Genomic DNA, 21898 nt, shown 5'->3' on the forward strand with positions numbered 1-21898 from the left:
GCAGAGGTGAATAAAACCCCGGTACCTCCTTCAATTAGCCCCTAACAAGAATAAACGACAACCACTGTTGTACATGCTCTTATAGAAAGAGGTAACCGGGGTCAGACAGATCTTCAATGTCTTTATTTCTTCTTTGCGTCCCGTGTCGCCATATAACCGATTAACTGGTCCATCGATGCGTCCTTCAGGATCACCCGCTTCCGGCGGTCCAGCAAATAGAGGCTCGGCGTGGCATGAATGTCATACAGCTGCCGGCTGCGGATATCCCCCGCCTTATTCCAGCCTACAATCCATCCCCGCGGCATGTGTGCCGACTTCACCAGCCATTCTTCTTCGTTCTCATCCGGATAGACAGCCAGCACGCGCAGCGTCCCTTGTTCCACCATCTCTACAAAAGCGGGCATCTCCTCAAATACCTTCTCAAATTTCCGGCAGTTTGAGCAGTCCGGATCATAGAAAAACAGCAACGTATACTCTGCCTTCAATCCGCTCATCCGCCCGCTCTCACCCTTCGGGGTGACGTACGCAAAATCTGCTGCCTTCATCCCCGGCCGGTTCTTGCGCGCCTGTTTCAAGCGATCCGCGGGGCGTATCTCCTCCCACTCCGTGAGCCGCCCGGATGCCACCATTTGTTCCAACACAGCGATGTAATAATCCTCGTTGCGCATCGGCGAGTTCGGTTCGTAAAGATACTTCTCACCCAGCAGGCAGAAACGCTTGTACGCCGTACTGTCTGCCTCCATCCTCACCATCATGGTATACAACGCCTTCAAATTTGCCTCCGGCTCGGCATACTTCAGCGCGTCGATGAAGTCGGCATACAGTTGCTCCGTATCCATGCCGTTCACCCACGCCGTATCATCCACCAAGTAGTCATCCCAATAATGTTTCACGTAATATGCCGCCCGATCCGCCGGCTCAGTCATCACCTGTGGTATCTCCGGCCGTGTGTAATGCACTACATGTACTGAATCTTTCGCCGCAGATCCAACCACCGGTTCTATTCTTACCTCTTTCCATTCATCCGTCCCCGAACAAACTTTTACCAGCAGCAGACCCAGACAAACCACCACCAGGGCCATCAACACTACCGTCGATACAAATGCCACCAACTTCTTCTTTATATTCATTTTGTTCATGCTTATTATTTCGCCACAGAGTCTCACAAAGACATATAGTACTTAATTCCATATATTAAGAAACTTTGTGTTACTATATATCTATCGTGGTAAATCCGTTTATTGTCCCTCATCTTCTCCATCTTCCCCTCACCACCCACACCGCAGGCAACACATACACCTTTCCTTCATCATCCTTCAATCGTACCGCAGGACGATATTCTCCCGGTTTGAGTTCCGGAATAGCCGCAATCACCTTCTTATCCGAATATGTATACACAAGTTTGATCTCGATTACCTCCACCGGTTTCCTCTGTGCCACCAGACACAATTTAAAATCCTCCAGCGCATAATGTCTCAAATTACGTCCCCAAACCACCAACGGTGCCATTGGTGTGATCGTCCCGTCTTTCTTTCCGCTCAGCGGATCATAAATACCCGTAATCTCCGGAATATCCACACCTCTCCGTACCTCTTCAATCTTCCTTATTTCTATCATACCCTTCCTGGTTAATCGTTTATAGTTCATCATTCATCACGCTTCTTACCGGAAACCCATATTTCTTCATATCGTGCATCAAATACATCTGTCGACTGGGTTCTACGCAAAGCGAATAGCCATATACCGGACTTTGACTACTCCCCGTCCAGTAACGATGACCGTGCGGAACCACAATCCGGCAGCCGTTGATATGGCTCCGGTGTCCGCACAGCGGCAGGTATACTGGTACTCCGTCGTCACTCAGAAGGCAGATATTCGTCCGGTCCTCCTCCCGTTGAAGCTCCATCGGAGCAGCGGGACTGTTCATCAATGCCTCCATTTCAATACGCGATGGTAGCCTCCACCCCTCCGGTGAAGGGTCCAACTCATTAATCCGTGCAGGACTCTCTGCCGTGCCATCGTACCAACTGCCGCGACAGGGCGTAAAATTCTCCTCCCATCGATCAGTAGGACAGCCAAACTGAAAATACGTACCCTGATTAAGTGTGGTACCCACTTCCAACCCCAACGGGATGGCTACCTGTGCTAATTTCCCGCCTGCCGCCAGATTACGGTCCAGCCAATATTTACCCCGGATACGTACGTATCCACCTTGATAAATAAGGATATCGCGTACCACGCCCGTATCATTCACCAACGAGAGCACCGTGTGACGCGCTGCCGGAAATCCACCACGTACCCGGTATCCTGCATTAGAATGTACCTTCACCGTGAACCGTCCGTCATAATGTCCCTGCAACAGTTCAGGTTCGCTCACCTCCACCCAGGCCGCCGCCTCATCGCTCACGATACGCCACGACTGGTTACTGTCCACACACACACTGTATGTCCTCACCTCCTCCCTGTAACCCGGTGGCATCTCTATCACCCCGCTATGTCGTGCACAAGGATCTTCCGGCGGATACTCTATATAATAATCAAAGCAGACACCCTGCATCAATAACAGATCTGTCGTCTGGCTGAAAGGATATGTACCCGTCTCCAACGTCAGAGCCAGCGAGCGCGAGCGCACATTGGCTGGTTTCGCTTCAAGATGTACTTTCAAGTTCTGACTCCCTTTCTGTTGCAGGCCCACAGGCGGATAGACCGAATACCAACATCCACCGTCGTTAGCGTTAGCACTCTTCACGCACCAACATGCCTGTTCATTGTCAGGGATAACGGTTAGCGTCACCGCCTCGTTCTTCCGCCCGGCACTGACATAGAGCCGACGACTGACCGTCAACGTGGGATGAATACCCATCACCTGCTGACGCACCTTAAGCAAGTGTACTCCCTCGCCATTCCCTATCTCAATGGTTGCCTCCCGTTCCACGGCAGAAAAGTTGGTACGAAACTGCATCAACAGCCGGTCCCCCTCACGGCGCACGGCAAGCCAGTTATCCGGTTCACCTTTCGCATAATGCACGCTTCCCGTATACCATTGTTCGCTACACCCCTTCAACTCTACCGGAAGATCCTTTGCCATTGCGTCCGTAACCAATTCTCCCGGAAGCAATGCATCCAATGTGGCAGAATCGGTCTTCTCATTTTCCTCGTCTGTTTCCGTACCGGCAGCTATCAACTCCAACGACGCGCCATGAACAATCTCCTGTAATCCAGTTTCGGCAATACAGATGCCGGCATGACCGGCAAACAGGCGATCCACATCATCACGATGATGTATCCCGCTCAGGCAAAGCGCATGGGGGGTGAATAGCACACAGAAGTTCAACATCCCCTCCTGTACAGTGCAACGCAGCCGCCATTTCTTTTTCCGTTTCAGCACATCCGCCTCAGGGTACTTGCGCACCAGATATCCTCGTCGGTCAAAGACCAACAAGACCGCTCTCCGGCACTCTTCCGACAAATAATCCATACGTTTCAGAATCAGACTCACCGTCCACTCACGGGCAATGTGCACCTTTCGGTTTACCCGCCAATACTTCACGGCGTTGTATGTCATCCCCGAAGCGATAAATGCCATTGTTGCTATTTCCGCTATATCCATAACTTTCGTCAGTTTGTGTTTTCCATTTTTCTTTTCACCACAGATTACACAGATTTTCACAGATTCTTTATTCATACTTTACTAAATGCAACCACACGGAGAGAAAAAACGACTCCGTGTGAATCTGCGTATTCTGTGGTGAGCCTTTACTTACTTTGCACGAAGCGCAGTGCCCTCCCTGCCGGCACGCTTCCTCCTGCCTGTGCCAGGCTCAGGTAAACTTCCGCCTTTCCCCGGTCACCTTCAAGCAGACAGAGAATACCCATGTTACACCCGGCTTCAGGCAGGGTGGCAAAGCGTTGCAGATATCTCCGGGCACGCTCCGTATCGCGACGCAACAAGGCTACTCCGGCAGCGTTGATGCACGCCACCGGACTGTCCGGATAAAGACGTCCCGCCAAGTCCATCAAGTCATTGAATTCAGCCGAACCTACGGCATGTGCTTCTGCCAAGCGGCAGAAGTCCGCCACCGAGAATGCTTCCGGTTTGCCCGAAGTAACAACCGACACCCCTTCTGTCATGCTTATCGATGGCTGTGCCGCCAAGCTTCCGTCCACGTAGGTTACCTCGTACTCTATGCGACGTAACCTCCCGAAAAAAGCTGACGACAAATAGTGATAGGCAGTCCCACCCGCCAAATCCATCAGCATTCGTTCTCGCCCGTCCACCACATCCACTGTACGGATAATGTCGAGTACAGACTCTTTGAATGCCATCTCCGACCCAACTATCAGATCGGTCAGTCCTTTCCAATCCTCCGCTATCCAGTTCACCTCAAAAGGTACTGTACCGAAGCTTTTCTCCCGCCGAATATAATCTTTCAATGCCAGTGCGCGTTGTAAGCCCAGACGTTCGTTTGCCCGATAGTCACCGTCCGGAGCCGTATAACCTGTCAAACGAATACCTTCCAGACTCACACCCGGTGTTTCTTTAAGCGGACGTGTCACAGCCAAAAGTTTGTAAACAGCTTCTACAAAATTACGCTCATCATATTTCGTCTTCTGCCCGCGACTGTAATCCAACACGATGCTGCCACGCACTGTCTGCCGTACTTCCTCAACCTTCGGTGCCTCCGTAACCGAAGGTGACAAAAAGTCTACCCACGAGAGCAACATGCTGTCCGTAGGTAAGTTAACTTTCACCTCGCATACGGACAAGGGGCGTACCGAAGTAGACTTTCGAGTACCCACCGGGGTTATTTTCTGTCGTACGTTTTGTTTATTGTTCATTGCCGACGCCGTTTTTTTCTCCGGTGAGTCGGCACTGGCCTTCACTCCTGTCATTCCCGGAAGCAGCAGCAGACACAAGACTATGCTCAGTTCTCTTTTCATCTTATCTATTTAAAATCAATTTATTAAAAGGTGTGGATAGTCCGCTCACATTTACCGAGCCTCTCCCATCACTTATTATCAGTCATTTTAAACCACACTTGGAGTGTTATTCTGAATGGTAGTATCATCCGTCGTATACCCATTGTCGATTACATTCGCATTCGGAACAATCTGCACATCATTGATTGTCAATGTAACATGATAGTATCCTCCTGCATTCAATGCACCGCCAAACGCAGTAACCGTGACCGTACGGACTTCACCATCTACCGTTACCGAAATGGTCAATTTACTATCGGTCAAAGGTTGCGGAGGAAGTAAATATTCATAAACCCGGTTCCCGGATGGAATTTCTACATTCGGATTGTATACATATCCCCCCGCCGCAGGGGTCCCTCCAGTAATCGTGCCGGTAGTTATATCGACTTGCCGCTGAAGATAAAAATTGGTTGAATTATTCTTCAACACTATGTTTTCAATTTTACATTTACGGCCTGACATCACATTCGTCCCTCGGACAAATGTAAGTTTCAACCGGGCATACGCATGTTTCATATTAAGAAATTGCACTGCTTTATGATCATTATTTATCTTCGGCGATCCATCTGTAGCCGCAGCGGTACCGTAACACACATCTTTAGCTACATCATAAATTTGAGCAACTAACGTCGCAGTCGTCGTGTTATCGACAAATGATACAGACTGGTAAGGGTAATATGCGTATAGACCCACCGAACGGTGATCCACCAGTATTTCTGTGAATGCGGTCCAACCGGCTGCGCTATAAGTATAGGGAGCATCATACTGAGGTGAATATCCGTTAGCATTCGTACGGAAAAGACCTAATTTATAAGCAGCAGTATTGATGACTCCACGCGTGGACACTCTCGTACTTAAAGAAGCTTCTGTAACCCCGATAGGCACTTGTCTATCGGTTGGGATAGATCCTTCTTCCTCCTTCCCGCAGGAGAAAAAGAGGAATAGACTTAATGAAAGCAAACAACATTCTAATACCTGTTTCATTGGACATACAATTTATCGTTTAACACATCTTATCGTTCTGCCATCAGCCCGCGCCCAGCTTGTGTTTATAAAGGCACTATTCGAGCCTTGAGAGGCATTAAGCCCTTTAGCTGTTGCTCCTGAAGGGATCCGGGACCAATAAAATGCCCAAGAATCGCTTGCTGATATAGGGTTGTTTATTGTAGTAGATGACTGATTTCGGCTTCCCAGAGCAAGCAAGAATACACCATTGTTCCCTCCAAACCAGAAACCTTTAGGAGAACTGCTATAGGTGACTCCCGCATTAATCAGATCTTGTAATTGTCCATCAGAAGGTGTTTCCCAAGTACCGGGAGGGACTACTTGGTAACAGGGATCATTGGCTGTAGAGTAATTTCCACTATTATATTTAGCTACACCAATATCAAGAGTATTCCATCCGATGAATCCTCCTTCTGTCGCACCACCATGATAATTTGTCTGAGAAGCCTCAAAGTAAAAATTAGATCCGCTTTTATAAAGATTTCCCCTTGCCCATTTATAGCTCCTCACTGATATATAATTTGGCACAATGCTAACCGTTATCTTATAATTACCGGCTGCACTGAATAAACGGTTTGTAGCACTAACCGTAATGGCGTTATTCATTTGTCCATTACCGATTTTTAAAGTAGTAAACTTAATTGTAAGTGTACGGTTACTTTGAGGGAGTATCTTATACACATTACTATTCACTGTGGTAGCATTCGGATTGGTCCATGCCACGTTCAACGTCCCGCTTGTCCCTGTTACAGGAAGAGTTGTCTGGCTCGCATTCCAGGTCACAGGGCTGTTGCTAAGTCCCGAGATAGTTGCCGCACACTGCTGAACCGTATTATTATTAAACTCTTTAGCCACTACACACAACTGAAGTTGGGCACACTGCCTTGAAAAACTAATGCCGCTCAACAGGCATTGCCCGCTTGCATTGGCCGTAACATTTACCCCGGTCTTCTGACACAACATGAAATCCTGGTTATGCGTCACTGTTGTCGACCAATTACCGGACAAAGCGGCCGGAGCTGTATTGGTTCCGTATGAATAGAAGACAAATGCATACGTCCCGGGCCTTAACACCCACTGTCCGGAAACACCTGCGGGAGTGGCTGTATTCGCTACAATCGAGGCAATGCCGGAAGCATTGGTACTATAAACCGCTGTACCCGCATAATTAGCAGCCGTTATGGAATTGTTTTTATAGGCTACAACCCGAAACTGCATATTGGCCATATTGCTACGCGTCTGCACCGGATTAACGGGAAGTAAAGATTCAATTGTCGTTTCTACATCATAGCCCGAATCATAAGTACTGTCCAAAGGCTGCACTATCTTTGTCAAAATCTCTCCGGAACGGGTAACCGCACCACCTAAAAACTCATCTACCCCATCTACTTTTACGTTGATAGATACCATCTCCCCATCTCCCTCTATCGGATCATGATGTCCCGAAGGAAATCTTTCATCTTCCTCCCTGTCACATCCTGTCACTGCAAGCAAAATCAAGAACAAAGAACATGAACGAGCCATTAGGCGAATCATACTTCTAAGTATTCCCGTTTGCGTCCTGTCAATTATGCATCTCATATTTATAATCAAAATTAGTATTCCCTTGAGTCCCGTAATCATTCACTGTCAAAGCATTCGTAGGTACCATCTGTATATCTGTAATCGTCAGAGATACATTGTAGTATGATCCGGCATCCAACGAACTGCCGAATCCCGTAATATTCAAAAAACGCACTTCACCGTCCACCGTCACAAGAACTGTTAATGTATTGCCGGCAAGTGGCTGTGGAGGCAGCAGGAAGTCATAGCTCAATTGCCCCCCGATCGCTATATCCACATTTGGATTATAAACATAGCCTGTTGCGACGGCAGTTCCTTCGGTTGCGCCGGCTACCGTAGCGATATTCAAATGACGTTGCAGATAAAAACTTGTATTATTAGATTTCAAAGTAATATTTTTGATATTACATGCCTTACTCTTATCATAATTCGTTCCGCGCAGCAATGTCAGTTTGAGCCGGGCATAAGCGTGTTTCATAGCTGTAAAGTCCACTTCCGGAGCATCATTATTAATCAGGCTTGCACTCCCCACAGGTAGCCCCTTCCCATAACACATATCTTTGTCCGCACTGTAAAGTTGCGCATTCAGGACGGCTGTTGTCGTATTATCTACAAAGGAAACGGATTGATAAGGATAATAAGCATACAAACTCACCCCGCGATGATCCACCTTCACTTCTGTAGAAGCCGTCCATCCGGTTGCTGTATACGTATAAGGCGCATCATACTGAGGAGGGTAACCTTTGTCACCGGTACGAAACAGTCCCAATCGATAAGTGGCGTTAGCAATCAGCCCACGCGTAGTCTCCGCACCGTATTCAGGAACAGCAACAGTCGATATTCCTATAGGAATCTGCCTGTCGGATAATACTTCGGATGAAGTATCCGTTGTAATCTCTGCCCCGCATGATATAAACAATCCGCACATGGCAATAAAAAACATATTATTAATTTTCATGACCAAAAACAGTTTAAAACAGAATTTGTATGTATAGTAGCCTCACCTATCAAGTCTCCCGAAGCCTCTTGGGGCGTAGGCCAGTCAACAGTAGAAACTCCATTCGCCCCAATGACGATTCCATGCGCCCCCTGTACGGTAATCTCAATCAAATATTTTTTCCCGGCTTCCAATTGAGACAATTTAGTAAGCGGAATCCCCAATGTATATACATCACCATCTACTGTAAGGTCTACTTTCATGCCACAGTCAGCTACTCCCAGAATGGTTCCGATCGATCCTAATGTGCAAGGCGCGATAAGGAAGCCCACCTCTACATAATCAGTTTCCAGTTCCGGAATCGTTTCGTTCACTTTCTCTGCGATTCCCGGCTCCGGAGTGGCTTCAGAGGCGGCATAAGTTCCGTTTGTAATATTCAGAGTAGTGTATGTCAACACATTGGATACTTTTATTTTTGACAGCTTAGCATCTTTGGTATACTTATGTCTGTTGACCTGAAAAACGACCCAGCTATAAGCATGCTCCATATTTAAAAAAGAAATATCTACAGGAGTTTTACTTTCTGCAGGCTGAGTAAAACTGGTCTCTTTGGCTATTCCGGTTCCCGGCCCATAGCACAAATCTTTCTCAGCCGAATACAGTTTTGACTTTAGAGGAATGGCCGTCCGATCCGTATAATCCAATCCGTTTTCCTTATCGGCATGATAAGGATAGATTGCCCAAAGGTTTGCATATACATCTTCAGCCAGTGACACTGTGTTTTCATCGTCAATCGGAGTCCACTTTCCTGATAGCTTGGTATATTTACAATTATTCCTGTCCGAATATTTCCGGCTGTTACCTGCATTCTTCGCCACATCGTCAGTCAAAAAGACCCCGATGGATTCTCCGTCATTAAGTGCGGCACGAGTATTGACCTTATACGGTTCGATTACACTCACGCTATTGACAGTGCAAGGTACGGTGGCATCATCGGGTATACCATCCATATTGTCATCCTGGCTGCAGGCGACCAAAACCAGTAGCAGACACCAAATCCTGATCAGATCATTTAAATTATTCATTATTCATTTTTTACGACATTACACTTCACCATTTTCAAAATTTTCATCTTTTGACGCATCTTATCGGGAATGCATCCCAATACCAATAATAGTTATTTTTAACAGCATAACTCTGATTAAACTCCAGATAATAGCAACGCTTATTACTGGCGCCCGTACTGCTTCTATAATACCCCGTTCCAGGCCAATAGTTTACATTATTTTTACCTCTGTTTCCCATTGCAGGCAGAAAAACTTTATCACCGCCAAAAAATCCTCCGCTCTTACCATTCATACTTCCAGACCTATATCCACTATTTCCCAGATTCTGTAACTGGTTGGCAGTCGGAGTACACCATGTTCCTTGGGGAGCAACCTGATAGCAAGGATCATTATTGGAAGAAAAAGAGCTTCCTCCATACGTATTATTACTGGAAGAGAGCGTATTCCAGCCGAAAAAAGATCCACCTTCTGTACCACTGTGATAACCACTTTGTGAAGACTCTAAATAAAAATTACTCCCACTCCTGTAAACGTTCCCTTTCGCCCACGTAGCTCCTCCCACAGTAATACCGTTTCCGGTTATCTTAACAGTTATCTTATAATTACCTCCTGCCACAAATTGACGTCCGGTGACATTAACCGTCACTCGGTTGTTGTATTGTATATTGCCAATTCTCAAAGTCGTGAACTTAATGGTTAATGTACGGTTGCTCTGAGGGAGCACCTTATATACATTACTATGAACCGTAGCCGCATTCAAGCTGCTCCAGGAAAAGTTTACAGCTCCTCCTGTGCCGCCTGTTGAAAGGGTTGCCTGACCGGCATTCCAGGTTATGTTATTGCTATTCAAATTGGATACAGTGGCTGCACATTGTTGAACCGTATTATTAGAAAAATCATTGGCCGTGACAGCCAGTTGGAGTAGAGCGCACTGACGTGTAAAGCTGATTCCTCCCAATGTAAACTCTCCCCTATCATCGGGAGCTACTACAACTCCTTCTTTCCGGCAAAGCATAAAATCCTGATTGTACGAAACGGTTGCGGACCAATTACCGGACAGCATCGCCGGTGTACTATTCACTCCATAAGAATAGCACACAAAAGTATATGTGCCCGGCCCCAATATCCATTGTCCGGCACTATTGACAGGAGTAGCTGTCTTGGCTACAATAGCCGCGACTCCCGAACCATTTGTCTTGTAAACAGCTGTCCCCGCATAATTAGCGGCAGACGAAGCATTTGTTCTGTAAGCCACTACACGAAACTGTACATTACCCAAGTTGGCACGGGTCGACACACTATTCTCCAATGGAACCGACTCCACTGTTGTCTCCACATCATATCCGGTATCATAAGTAGAATCCAAAGGCTGCACTAAACGAGCAACAGTTTCTCCAGAACGCGTCACTGCCCCTCCGTAAAATCGATCAACCCCGTCCACACTCAATTGTATCGGAACCATCCGGCTTTCATCCACAGCGGGCTGTTCTTCATCCGGAATCGATGGATAAAACGTATCGCTTTCCTGACTGCAACTCATTACGAGAAGAGAAAACGACAGGCTCAAACAAACCATTTCCATGTACCGTCTCATTCCGCCATTTACTTTTAGTTTATCTTTCAGTTGTATCATCTTTATTCTCCGTTTATGTTATAATTCCGTATCTATCGGAGTATTTCCTTGTCCGCCAAAATCATTGACAGTAACAGCCGCCGATGACAGGATGATTCCCACATCCGTAAATGTCAGCGATACTCCATAATATTTCCCCGAATCCAAAGAACTGCCTAACGTTGAAATGTCACAACTCCGAGTCACCCCGTCGACAGTGACAAGAATAGTCAATTTACTACCGGCAAGTGGTTGCGGAGGAAACATATACTCATATGTCACGCTTTTACCGGCGGCAATATTAACGTTAGGATTATGAACATACCCGGTAGTCACAGCGCTTCCTCCGGTAGCTCCGGCAGTTGAAGCAATATCGAGGCTACGTGTCAGGTAAAAATTGGCATTATTCGATTTGAAAGTAATATTCTGTATATTACATTTCTTAGTCTTATCAAATTTTTCCCCGCGGGTCAGTGTCAACCTCAACCGGGTATACGCGTGTTTCATATCCAGAAACTCAACAAACGGATTGTATACACTAACCGGACCTCCACCCAAGGCTCCACCTGCTCCATAGCAAATATCCTCTCCGGCATTGAACAGCTGTGCTTGCAGGGTCAAGGTAGTGCCACTTGCCAGTCCGGCATAATTTCCGGTCGCTGTATGATAAGGATAATAGGCAAAAAAAGAAGCATTCCGATAATCTACCTTGATTACATCATCAGATCCCCACTCTCCTCCTGAATAAATATGCTTCACATTGAATAAAGGCATATAAGTACCGGCAGTGGTCCGAAAAACCCCTAAAGCGTATGTATCATCGTTTATAATTCCGCGTGTTGAGGGCCTATCATCGGAAGAAGCGGACACTACAGCCAGTGCCTTCTCTCCGGACACCTTGTCTTCTTGTTCACAAGAGACTAATGCAAATAGGATGCAAATAAAAAATAATAGGTTTGTCTTCATACGTTTAATATTAAATTACAGTGCTCCTGATCCATTTTCTGTAGGATCCGACGCCCAATCTTCTGTTCCCACTTTACCACCATCAATAATGATCTCTGTTGTATCTTTAATAGTAGTGGCATCACCACCGTCAAATTCTGTTGATTGCCACTCTGTCGTGGTAACCTCCACTATATTAATCGGTATTCCCCCTCTGATATCCAATCGGACTACGTGGCGCTTTCCTGCTACCAGCCCGCCAAGATCCTCCAGTGGCACAATCACACTGAAATCACGTTCATCGATGGTCAAAGTCAGTTTCAACCCGGACGCGAGAGTCTGAGGAACAAACAGATAGTTACAAGTGGTATCTCTCGCCGCTTCTCCTACCCCCAATCCCGTGTCATGCATAGGTCCGGAGGTTGGATATGAATAAGAAGTAACATCCGTTGTGTTTTGCAGGCTCCCGTCTTTTATATCGAACGTCCCGGTGTCAACCATCGAGTCCCCGTTTTCCAATTCTATACGTACATTGGTTATTTTACACTGCAACGGATACCTTCCGTTACGAATCATCTCCAAAGAGAGCTGAGAATAAGGTTTCTCTAATAAAAATTCTATCTGTGGTGACAGATTATTGACTGTGACAGCCGCATTGTCTTTGGCATACCACCAATCCGCATCCTCCGTGTAAGCTTGGTTTTTTAATGTGGTCTGTGTAACTGCGGAAAAAGTAACTCTACCATATGGATAATAAGCACACAGACCGGCTCTTACCCCGCCCACCCAAACAGGGGTCTCTGACGTCCATTCGTCATCAGGCTGATAAGTGTATTTCACATTACTCTGAGGGATAACATAGTTAGCATCCGCTATCAAAAAAACTCCGATACTGCTCCCTTCAGGCAAGGGTTGAGCGGTGGCTCTTGTAGTCACATCCGCCTTGAACGAAGTGAATACGCTTAAAGGCACACTGTCCGTTTTTTCTGTCGGAAATAAAGTTCTTTCCTGCGAACAGGCAACCAATAATAACATCATTGCATATATGGCAGCCACAGAAGTATTTATATTCATATTGAGTTTCATAATCATGCTGTTCATTTTTGTATAATCATTAAGGTCGGGGAAGCGGTTCGTAATCTATACCTTCATTCAGTATTTTCTCATCCCAGTCAGTAGTGGTTACGGTCACCGATTTAATTGCAATCCCTCTCAATTTCAAAGAGACAACGTATTTTTTACCACTCTCGAAATCAGAGAGATCGTCTATCGGAATGATCACCGTTGCCGGAAATCCGCTTACATTCACTATAATGCTAAGCCCTTTAGTCGGTTCAAAAGGGTCAGGCAATAATTTTGTAGGAATCATAAGCAGATCAGCCTGGTATTTTTTAGTAGGACTGTCTAAAACATAAGGAAGGCCTTTTGTAATGTTATATCCACCCCTGAATTGTTTCTCCGTATCATCCGGATGGATGCCAACAGTACCACTCGTAATATCTATCACCGCTTTTCGAAACAATGAGTCGTTTGCCAAAGCCACCGAATTAATACTACATGTAGCCGGATAAGCATCTTCGACCCCTATATTCAATACTAAACGTGAATAAGCATGCTTAAAACGCATATTTACAAAATATTCCTTAGCATCAACTTCCTGGTTAGTCACATAATACAGTTCTTTTAAAACGTCATAGTTTTGTGTCTCCATAGGAATTTTAGTACGGTCCTTATAAAGCTCATCCACTGTTTCTTCCGTATAGGGATAATACCCGCACACATCCGCCTTCTCGCTACCTAAATAAATGGTACTCGCCTCCGACTCGGCTGTCCATTGACTCTCACCGGCATTTAGCGTATATTTTCTGTTATTCACAGGCGTATAACTCGTTTCGGCAGCCTGCCCATGACAAAACAAAGCAATGGAACTTCCGGGCGTAAAAGCTGCATTGGCACGGGTCTGTAGATTGCCTTCCACAATGGAAGCAGACGCAATCTCCAACTCAGTACGGGCTGTTTTGTCTTTTTTCCAATCCGGTAAGCTATCACCATCGCTGCACCCCAGTAACATGCAAACTAAAAAACTTATGTATAGTACTCCTTTCATAGTAGCTCAGTTTTAAATATGATTTTATTCAACAGGATATTTATCCCCGCCATTGACCTTATCATCTTCCCATTCCAATGCTTTGACGGTAGGCACGATTTCTGTTCCTTTGATCTTTAATCCGATAACATACTTCTCTCCCTGCCTGAACTCTCCAAGTTCGGAATACGGGATCTCCACGAGCATCTGTTGTCCATCTACCACAAGGCTGACAGACAGCCCGAATTGTCCTCCTTCCGCATCTGTCCGCTCAATTTTAAGCGGAACCGGAATCATCAATACACGGCGTACATAAGATCCGCCAACAGCCAATGTATAAGGTGAAGCCGCAGTTACTGTTGTCAAATCATAATTCCCTGTTTCCGAAGCCTGTATGCTTCCGTCAACGGCAATGTTAATAGTGCCTTTTTTTATTAAAGCAGAATTCATCAAGGTTATTTTACTAATTTCACAAGGCATGAAGTAGTTCTCACGACTGATCTTTAGCTCCACCAAAGAATAAGCATGCACCATATCAAAAGTAATCGCAGGAGTAAAACCATTTATCATTGTATTCAATGCATAATAGATATCTTCAGTATCCACATAATCCTGTGATTGTAATGGAATGACCGTCTTATCCGCATACGAATCTTTATAAGGGTAGTAAGCGCAGACATCAGCATCGTTACCCACTAAATAAATTGTATCATTAGCCGTCGGAGGTCCCCAATGACCTTCGCTGTAAACGTATTTACGGTTGTCAATAACTTTATATCCGCTTTCAGGTTCTGTGCCCGACAGAAAAATCCCTATGGCCCCTTCCGTCAAAGATACCGGATCGGGAGCTAAACGTGTAACCACCTCCTGCTTAATGACTGCCGAAGATACCTCGAGCGGTACTCGAAGTGCAGATGCTTTCCATCTCCCGTCATCCATCTCACTGTCATCAGAACAGCTACTCAATAAAATACCTCCCACCAGGATCAATAATAAACGTTTCATAATCTTCATATTCTAATTAAAACTGGTATCATAATCACTGCCACTGCCTCCGGTCCCTGTCTGCACCTCTGTCCAATCCCTGTCAATCAAGATTTTGTTACTCAGCAAAGTTAACTTTCCACCTTTGACAACCAATGACACAGTATATTTAGTACCTCTTACAAATGTGCTCAGTTTATCGACCGGAATAGTGACGGAATAATCCATGCCATCCACCGTAAGTGTCAAGACTACGCCTTCGGAAAAAGTTTGTTGGGGCAGCAGCCAGTCAAAACTCGTATCATCTGTAACCCCTATTGCAAATCCGTCTTTTAAACCGGTCGTCACAGTGTGAATATATTGAGGTGTTTGTGTTCCGCTTCCTTCGGTTCCGGTACTGATGTCAACCGTATTGGCTGTGATTATATTTCCGGCAGAAGCCTCTATTTTTGCTTTCGTTATCTTACACGTGTTCGGATACGTAGCATCCCGTACCACAGACAATACCAAACGGGCATACGCACGCTTCAATTCAAAATTCGCAGTAGGAGTCTTTTTCCAGACTTCATCTCCCCCACTGACAGCAAAACGCATATCTTTCTCCGCCGCATAAGTCTGCATTGTCAGGCTGGCTTCTGTTTTCAACGAACTATTTTTAAACTCTACAGAGTTATAGGGAGCATAAGCACATAGCCTGGCGTAAGTGGCACCGACATATATCACAGTAGAAGCCGGCTTCCAGTTTTCTCCCGCAACACGGTTATAACGAATATTTTCCAATGCCGTATAATCCGTCTCGGGTAAACGGAAAATTCCTAATGTTCCTTCAGTCATTTCTACAGCAGTAACAGCACGAGTGTCGACCTCTGCACCGGTTGTAGCCCGGATTTCAAGAGGTATCTCTCCGTTCTCACCCCCTACAGAGTCTGCAACCTCTACTTGTGAACAAGAGCTCCAGCCTACTATTAAAAGCCACATCAGCCACAAGCGTCTTGCCAAGTGAGAATCCGGATTATGCGTATAAAGTCGTTTCATGATTCATCCTTCCTTTTTATGGTTCCGGATTATATTCACCATCTACCGGTTGATTATCCCACGGAGTATCTTTCACACTCAGTTCAAGTGCAGTACCTTTTAGTTTCAGGCTGATCTGATGAATAATGCCTTTGGTTAATGCGCCCAATTTAGTATACGCAACCGGAACTGTCATCAGTTGACCGTCCACCGTCAACTCCAGTGTCACTCCTGTATCTCCATTGTTGGCCAATGTACAGGGAATCATCAGTACATTACTTTTTATAGTCCCCGATTCAGGAACCACAATGCCATCTGCCTGCTTTGCCACATTTGTCCAATAACTGAACGCAGCATTGATTTTAGTCGATGTATAAACCGCTGTTGCCAGGTTCAGCGTAGCATTCTCAATTATATTCGCGTTCTTTATGGCTATTTTAGTTACTCTGCATGTATTAGGATAATTCTCCCGGCTAAAGACAAATTCGATTTGCGAATAAGCATGTCCCATGATAAACTCAACGCTCTTAGCGGCAGAAGTACCATTCACTGTTTTCTTACCTGCATATACCAAATCAAGTTCGGCGTCAAAAATCTGAGAAGTCAAAGAAACAGCTTCTTTAGTTGCCAAATCTAATTTCGTTGTTTTCTTATAAGCACACACATTGGCATTCTCTCCACCCAGATAAATTGTTTCCGTGTTGGGTTTCCAGCCGGAGTTATAGTCATACTGTATATTGTCTTTTTTTACATAACTGGTTCCGGATTCGCCTTCCAGAAAAACTCCGATCGAACCTGATGTAAGTAATTGTGGCGTGACGGCACGTGTCTGCACGTCACCTGTTACAAATGCAGAAGCAATCTCTAAAGGAACTTTTTGTTCTTCTACCGGAAAATCATCATTACCACAGCCCGCCAGTAAAATCAGCGATAAAGTGGCTATTATAATTGGTTTCATATCAGACTTGGTTTTCATTACTATCCTTTCTGTTACAATCAGTTATTAATCTAAAGTCGCATCGTTATCACCACCGGGTACAACAGAGGTATCCCATGGATATACTTTCACTCCCGAAATATCTACTCCCGTACCCTTGACCTCCAGGAAAATGGTAGATAAATACCCGGCTTTCAGAGCTTTCAAAGTCTCGTACGGAATCGTTACCGAATATTCACTTCCATCAATTGTCAATATCAGTTGGGTATCGTCCTCAAAATCCTGTGGAGGAAACAATTTGCTGATACTTACATCCGTACTCCCTTGGGCTATCCCTGCTGTCCCCATAGCAAGCGCAGATGTATCCAGCGTCCAACCGGAAGCTGTGCTCCCTCCCAACTGTCCCGCATCCGCAGCGGATTTACTGATATCCATGCTACGTTCCACATAAAACGTCTTTCCGCTCGTTGCGGGTTTCATCACAATCTTGGTTAACTTGCACTTCAACGGATAAGTCGAATGACAAGCAATGCTGAACTTCACACCGGCATAAGCATGCTTCAGCAAAAAGGAAGCAACCGGATTGCGGTTATTGACTGCCGCTAAAGGAGCATCGGCATAACAAAAATCATTATCCGCCGTATTATCTTTCACTGTCAAAGCAGTAACCGTACTATTATCACCATTAAAAGTGACCTTACCATACGGATAATAGACATGCAAAGAGGCGTCCGTACCGCCAACATATAGTTTATCTGCCAAACTCCATCCGGTTCCGTCGTGAGTACACTGTACATCATATTGTTGCGGAAACGTAGCAGTGTAAGGTGCCGTGCGAAATATTCCTATACTGGCATTTGACAAAGCAACCGCACGTGTTTCAACGCCATTATCCTCAACGGTTTCCACTCTGACAGGAACATACTCGTCCTCCCCGCCGTTATCCACCGGATCCATCCCTCCGTTGCTACAGGCAATCAATACTATTGCCATCATCATATTTGCCAGAATGTGTTTCATCTTTCTCTGCTTTCTTAAAAACATATTTATTCCTTTCTGTCTCTTTATTGCGGCACAAACGGATCACCGGAGTCTCTGACTGCCTCTTCTATCCATTCCTCCACATCCACAGTTCCTATCTCTACTTCAGTGGGACGAATAATGACATCTATCTCATACTTTGTCCCTTCCACCATTTTCTTGTTCGTACCACAAAGCTCGGCAGCGCCAATCTTACCTTTCATCTCCTTTCCATCTACCATTAGTGTAAAAGAAAGATCCCCGGTGAAGTCAGCAGGCACTACCATATAATCCAGGACGGCAGGAGCTGCAACGGTTCCGATAGTTATCGGAACGGTATAGCTGAACATCACCCCCTGCACTCCTCCTTCAACGATCCCTGTAAACAGATCCAGTGTTCCGGTGATCCGTAAAGCCGCAGAAAATGTAAATGAGCTGATCTCACCGTTCCCGGTATACTCTCCTTTATTCAGAGCCACATCCGTTACTCCCCTGATAAAATTGAATCTCAGGAGCGAATAGGCTCTGCGTAAATTCAGCGTTACGGCACCTGTTGTATTCGAAGCCTTAAAAGGGCAATAATAGATTTCTTTTGAAGCCGCATAGAGCTCACTGTTCATCACCACACTACTTGTCCGATCCTCTTTATAAGGATAGTAAGCCGTCAGTTCCGCCGGCCCATCGATCAACACCAGTTCTTCCCCATCCGTCTTCCAGTATGGAGTTCCATATGTATATTTTCTGTTATGAATGGCTTCGTAGCCATTCGCGATATCTTTTTTCTGAAAAATCCCGATAGCGTCGGTTGCTGTAGTAAGCTCAGCAGCCGAACGCGTAAGTACCTCTAACCGCCCTGTTGAAACTCCTCCTATGCATAAAGAAGTGCGCTCTCCTTCTCCTGTCCTTCCGTCATCCGGAACAGCGCAGTCATACTGCGAACAGGAGAAGAGCGCAACACACAGAAGAATGCAGGACTTCTGAAAACAATCTATTTTACACTTCCTTATTATCATCGTTCTCATTATCTTTTTATGAAATCATTCAATTCACTTCTACATCCGGTGGAGTTACTATCCCATCGGGAACTTTCCAATCGGTAGGGACAGTAACCGTTCTTATACCAAAACTACCCGCTCCGTATGCCTCATCGGGAGTGTCAGCCCCCTGACTCAAAACATCTTTAATAACCACCGTATAAGCATTGTTACGTCGTAAATACTGCACATCATTTTTATCGATATTAATATTCACCCGATACCATCCCTTATAAGGAGACTTTTCACATTGCAGCAGCAGACATACCGCCTGTGTCTGTAGCAGATAGGGAGTATGAAGGGTACGCAACACCTCAGTGGCATACAAACCGCCTATGATACTGAATTGCTCCGGTGCATTTTTTTCATTTGCATAGGTCAACGGCAGGAAAGCCATATCCTGCGGATCATTAAATACAGGTATTACCGGTGAAACATTACGAAGCATAGCCGATTTCAAGAGAACCGTCCCCCTTTTATCCTCAGCCACCCGGACATCTATGCGTACGGCGGCACGCAGTAGCTGTACACTCATATCTTTCCCTGCTTCTTTAAATGTTGTTCCGCTCATAAGTAAACTGTTATCCGTAACGGTATATGTTCTGTCCGTTATTGACTGCAACGGCATATCTCCCCGGAGTTGCACCCGCACTGCATTTTCAGTCTGTCCGGAGCAATAAGTATCAAAATCCATTCCGGGAAAATAAGCAGAAGCATTGGCAAGCACCAATACATTATAATCCGTATGATTGTCGATGCTTCCACTTTCCGGTATAATCACCGATATTTTCCCTGTCTTAGCCAGATGATTGCCATCGACGGTTCCCTGCAAGGAACCGGCATACAACCCGTTGCCATGTTCATCGTAAATGAAAAATAAGAGCTTTACATCATTTATCACACTTTCCTCCGGACGGGCCACAGGTATTTTCCCTCCTGTATCGGATGCCCTTGTTTCCGGATCATCAGCATCGGGGATGGTATAGTTCAGCGTGAAAGCGACAGGCTTGACAGGCTGCATATCACGTCCCTCTTCACTTGAACAGGCTGTAACCCCCATCAAGCAAAATACGCTTAGAAGCATACATCCTTGCCGTATATTTCTTTTAAATCGTTTCATAAGCCAACTAATCTATGTTTAATTATGCAGTTCATCTTCCTGGCTTCCTCCGTTTCCCCAATCATCGGGAGAACGGTCTACCTGAGTCAGTTTATAATGCACTGTCAAATTCTTTACTTTTATATAGAAGTCATCGTCATAAGCCTCACCGGTGGCAAGGTCTCCATAAGACTTTTTGGCCTTTACGGTAAGCGTACCCGCAGTGACGGTTATCTCATAGCGTTCATTAGAGATTACGGCCGACACTGCACCGTCAGATACCTTTACAGGTGCAACCGTCGCATTACCGTTAACCGGACTCGACGCATCAAAACTCAACTCCCAGAAAGGACTGAACGCGACATCGCTTTCTATGGGAATGGATTTCAGCGAACCTGCGTAACCGGATAAAACGAGCTTCTTTGTACCCGAAGAGAACCAGTTCTCACGGTCAAAGTCAATTTCCGTATTCACGTCTATCCAGTCAATCACTTTCACATAGATATTCATCGGTACCCCCCGTAGCGGCATCGTCAGGATTGTCATACCCCGGACCCGAGACATTCATAATCTGAAAAGTGTACTTATGATTGCGCAATAGTTCAACCAGTTTTTTCGGATCGTCCGGATCCGTCAGATCAATCCGGTAATAAGTGACATCCGCATCGTCTCCATAAATTCCGCCTACCACCAAACGAGTGGTAGCCACTTTGTCGTTGCCGGCAATATATCCGGGCTGATCAAAGCCGTTATCCGAGTAATAAGTGTTTTCGTATAGATAGAGCGGTCCGGCAAGGGGCAAAGAAGACTCACTCTTCAAAAAAAGCTTGTCACCTATCGGGCGAACCCCTAATTTGGCGGGTAAAGTCGTTTTAACCACATTACGGGTCTTTTTCTCGTCTTCTGAACCTGCGGTAACCACTTCATAGGCCTCCTTTAACGGAGCCAACCTACCGCTATCCGCCGGGAAATAAGCATAAAACTCACGCAACTTAAAAATCACCTTACCATCGCTATCCAACAACTCACCCGGATTTCCCGTATGCGCGTCATCCACTTTTGCCTGTACAGCGGCTACCGAACGCAGCACCGGTACACTAAGCGTTTGTCCTACCGACTCTTTCGAAACAGTCACTCCTGACAAAAAACCATGCATAGGCAAACAGTCTATCCCGGACGGATTATTCTCCACTTTGGATACCATTTTTTCCAATAATGCATTCATCTCCATCCCTAAACCTTTATAGGCACCGCTACGCACCAACTCTGCATGGCTATTCGTAAATACATGCACTTCCAATCCTTCTCCCACAGGCATAGTCACCTGAAACGTATTTTTACCGGCAACCGGAGTTCCTTCGGATGCTGATTTCAGATACAGCCGGTTCCGGTCGGACACTCCCGGAGCAAATACCAATACGTCAATGCCATTGATCACCGTCTCTTTATTATCCGTCCCATCGGCTCCGGAAGCATAAGTGCGGGGAACATTCACACGGAGGTACATGTCTTTATCCGGGTTCTGAGAGATACTTTCGGAAGTATCATCCGAACACGAAACCAAAGCCACGGCCAGAAATACCATCAGTTGACATATCAGAATTCTTTTCATGCT

18 protein-coding genes and 1 pseudogene are annotated in these 21898 nt (G+C 45.7%); all 19 read right to left on the reverse strand.

Annotated features, from left to right (window positions below):
• Positions 1–122: 122 nt before the first annotated feature.
• The gene (locus ISX59_RS09655) at positions 123–1130 is read right to left on the reverse strand and encodes a DUF5106 domain-containing protein (protein WP_220575856.1); all 1008 of its coding nucleotides are present in this window, start codon (positions 1128–1130) and stop codon (positions 123–125) included.
• Positions 1131–1248: 118 nt separating this feature from the next.
• Positions 1249–1617 carry a hypothetical protein gene (locus ISX59_RS09660; protein WP_005808921.1) on the reverse strand — a complete coding sequence of 123 codons (369 nt, stop codon included), beginning with the start codon at positions 1615–1617 and terminating at the stop codon, positions 1249–1251.
• 19 nt (positions 1618–1636) lie between these two features.
• On the reverse strand, positions 1637–3610 hold the full coding sequence (locus ISX59_RS09665; protein ID WP_220575910.1) for a hypothetical protein: 1974 nt from the start codon (positions 3608–3610) through the stop codon (positions 1637–1639).
• Between the two features lie 146 nt (positions 3611–3756).
• Positions 3757–4941, reverse strand: a complete 1185-nt coding sequence (locus ISX59_RS09670) for a hypothetical protein (protein WP_220575857.1) — start codon at positions 4939–4941, stop codon at positions 3757–3759.
• Positions 4942–5028: 87 nt separating this feature from the next.
• Positions 5029–5964, reverse strand: coding sequence for a fimbrillin family protein (locus ISX59_RS09675; RefSeq protein WP_220575858.1), 936 nt, complete (start codon positions 5962–5964; stop codon positions 5029–5031).
• A gap of 12 nt (positions 5965–5976) precedes the next feature.
• Positions 5977–7509 (reverse strand): hypothetical protein, encoded by a 1533-nt coding sequence (locus ISX59_RS09680; protein WP_032530408.1) that lies wholly within the window; start codon positions 7507–7509, stop codon positions 5977–5979.
• A 40-nt stretch (positions 7510–7549) separates the two neighbouring features.
• Positions 7550–8506, reverse strand: a complete 957-nt coding sequence (locus ISX59_RS09685) for a fimbrillin family protein (protein ID WP_032543979.1) — start codon at positions 8504–8506, stop codon at positions 7550–7552.
• Entirely contained in the window at positions 8503–9570 is a 1068-nt protein-coding gene (locus ISX59_RS09690; RefSeq protein ID WP_122296371.1) for a fimbrillin family protein, read from the reverse strand. The genes ISX59_RS09685 and ISX59_RS09690 overlap by 4 nt, the downstream gene beginning before the upstream one ends.
• Positions 9571–9613: 43 nt before the next feature.
• A complete protein-coding gene (locus ISX59_RS09695; protein ID WP_220575859.1) occupies positions 9614–11185 on the reverse strand; it encodes a hypothetical protein in 1572 nt (523 codons plus the stop codon).
• A gap of 18 nt (positions 11186–11203) precedes the next feature.
• Positions 11204–12130: a fimbrillin family protein gene (locus ISX59_RS09700; RefSeq protein WP_122296369.1), complete on the reverse strand. Its 927-nt coding sequence runs from the start codon at positions 12128–12130 to the stop codon at positions 11204–11206.
• Positions 12131–12145: 15 nt separating this feature from the next.
• Positions 12146–13201, reverse strand: coding sequence for a fimbrillin family protein (locus ISX59_RS09705; protein ID WP_032537458.1), 1056 nt, complete (start codon positions 13199–13201; stop codon positions 12146–12148).
• Between the two features lie 22 nt (positions 13202–13223).
• Positions 13224–14216: a fimbrillin family protein gene (locus ISX59_RS09710; protein WP_122296368.1), complete on the reverse strand. Its 993-nt coding sequence runs from the start codon at positions 14214–14216 to the stop codon at positions 13224–13226.
• A gap of 24 nt (positions 14217–14240) precedes the next feature.
• Positions 14241–15200, reverse strand: coding sequence for a fimbrillin family protein (locus tag ISX59_RS09715; protein WP_182424403.1), 960 nt, complete (start codon positions 15198–15200; stop codon positions 14241–14243).
• Between the two features lie 12 nt (positions 15201–15212).
• Positions 15213–16214, reverse strand: a complete 1002-nt coding sequence (locus ISX59_RS09720; protein ID WP_122130680.1) for a fimbrillin family protein — start codon at positions 16212–16214, stop codon at positions 15213–15215.
• Between the two features lie 16 nt (positions 16215–16230).
• The gene (locus ISX59_RS09725; protein WP_005808946.1) at positions 16231–17169 is read right to left on the reverse strand and encodes a fimbrillin family protein; all 939 of its coding nucleotides are present in this window, start codon (positions 17167–17169) and stop codon (positions 16231–16233) included.
• Between the two features lie 27 nt (positions 17170–17196).
• Positions 17197–18174 carry a fimbrillin family protein gene (locus ISX59_RS09730; protein ID WP_122296367.1) on the reverse strand — a complete coding sequence of 326 codons (978 nt, stop codon included), beginning with the start codon at positions 18172–18174 and terminating at the stop codon, positions 17197–17199.
• Between the two features lie 20 nt (positions 18175–18194).
• Positions 18195–19163: a fimbrillin family protein gene (locus ISX59_RS09735; RefSeq protein ID WP_005808949.1), complete on the reverse strand. Its 969-nt coding sequence runs from the start codon at positions 19161–19163 to the stop codon at positions 18195–18197.
• A gap of 28 nt (positions 19164–19191) precedes the next feature.
• The gene (locus tag ISX59_RS09740) at positions 19192–20304 is read right to left on the reverse strand and encodes a hypothetical protein (RefSeq protein ID WP_186993304.1); all 1113 of its coding nucleotides are present in this window, start codon (positions 20302–20304) and stop codon (positions 19192–19194) included.
• Between the two features lie 18 nt (positions 20305–20322).
• Positions 20323–21895: pseudogene (locus ISX59_RS09745) on the reverse strand (fimbrial protein).
• Positions 21896–21898 lie beyond the last annotated feature (3 nt).

Source organism: Bacteroides sp. FSHCM14E1 (genome assembly GCF_019633785.1).
In the GTDB taxonomy this organism is placed as follows: domain Bacteria; phylum Bacteroidota; class Bacteroidia; order Bacteroidales; family Bacteroidaceae; genus Bacteroides; species Bacteroides hominis.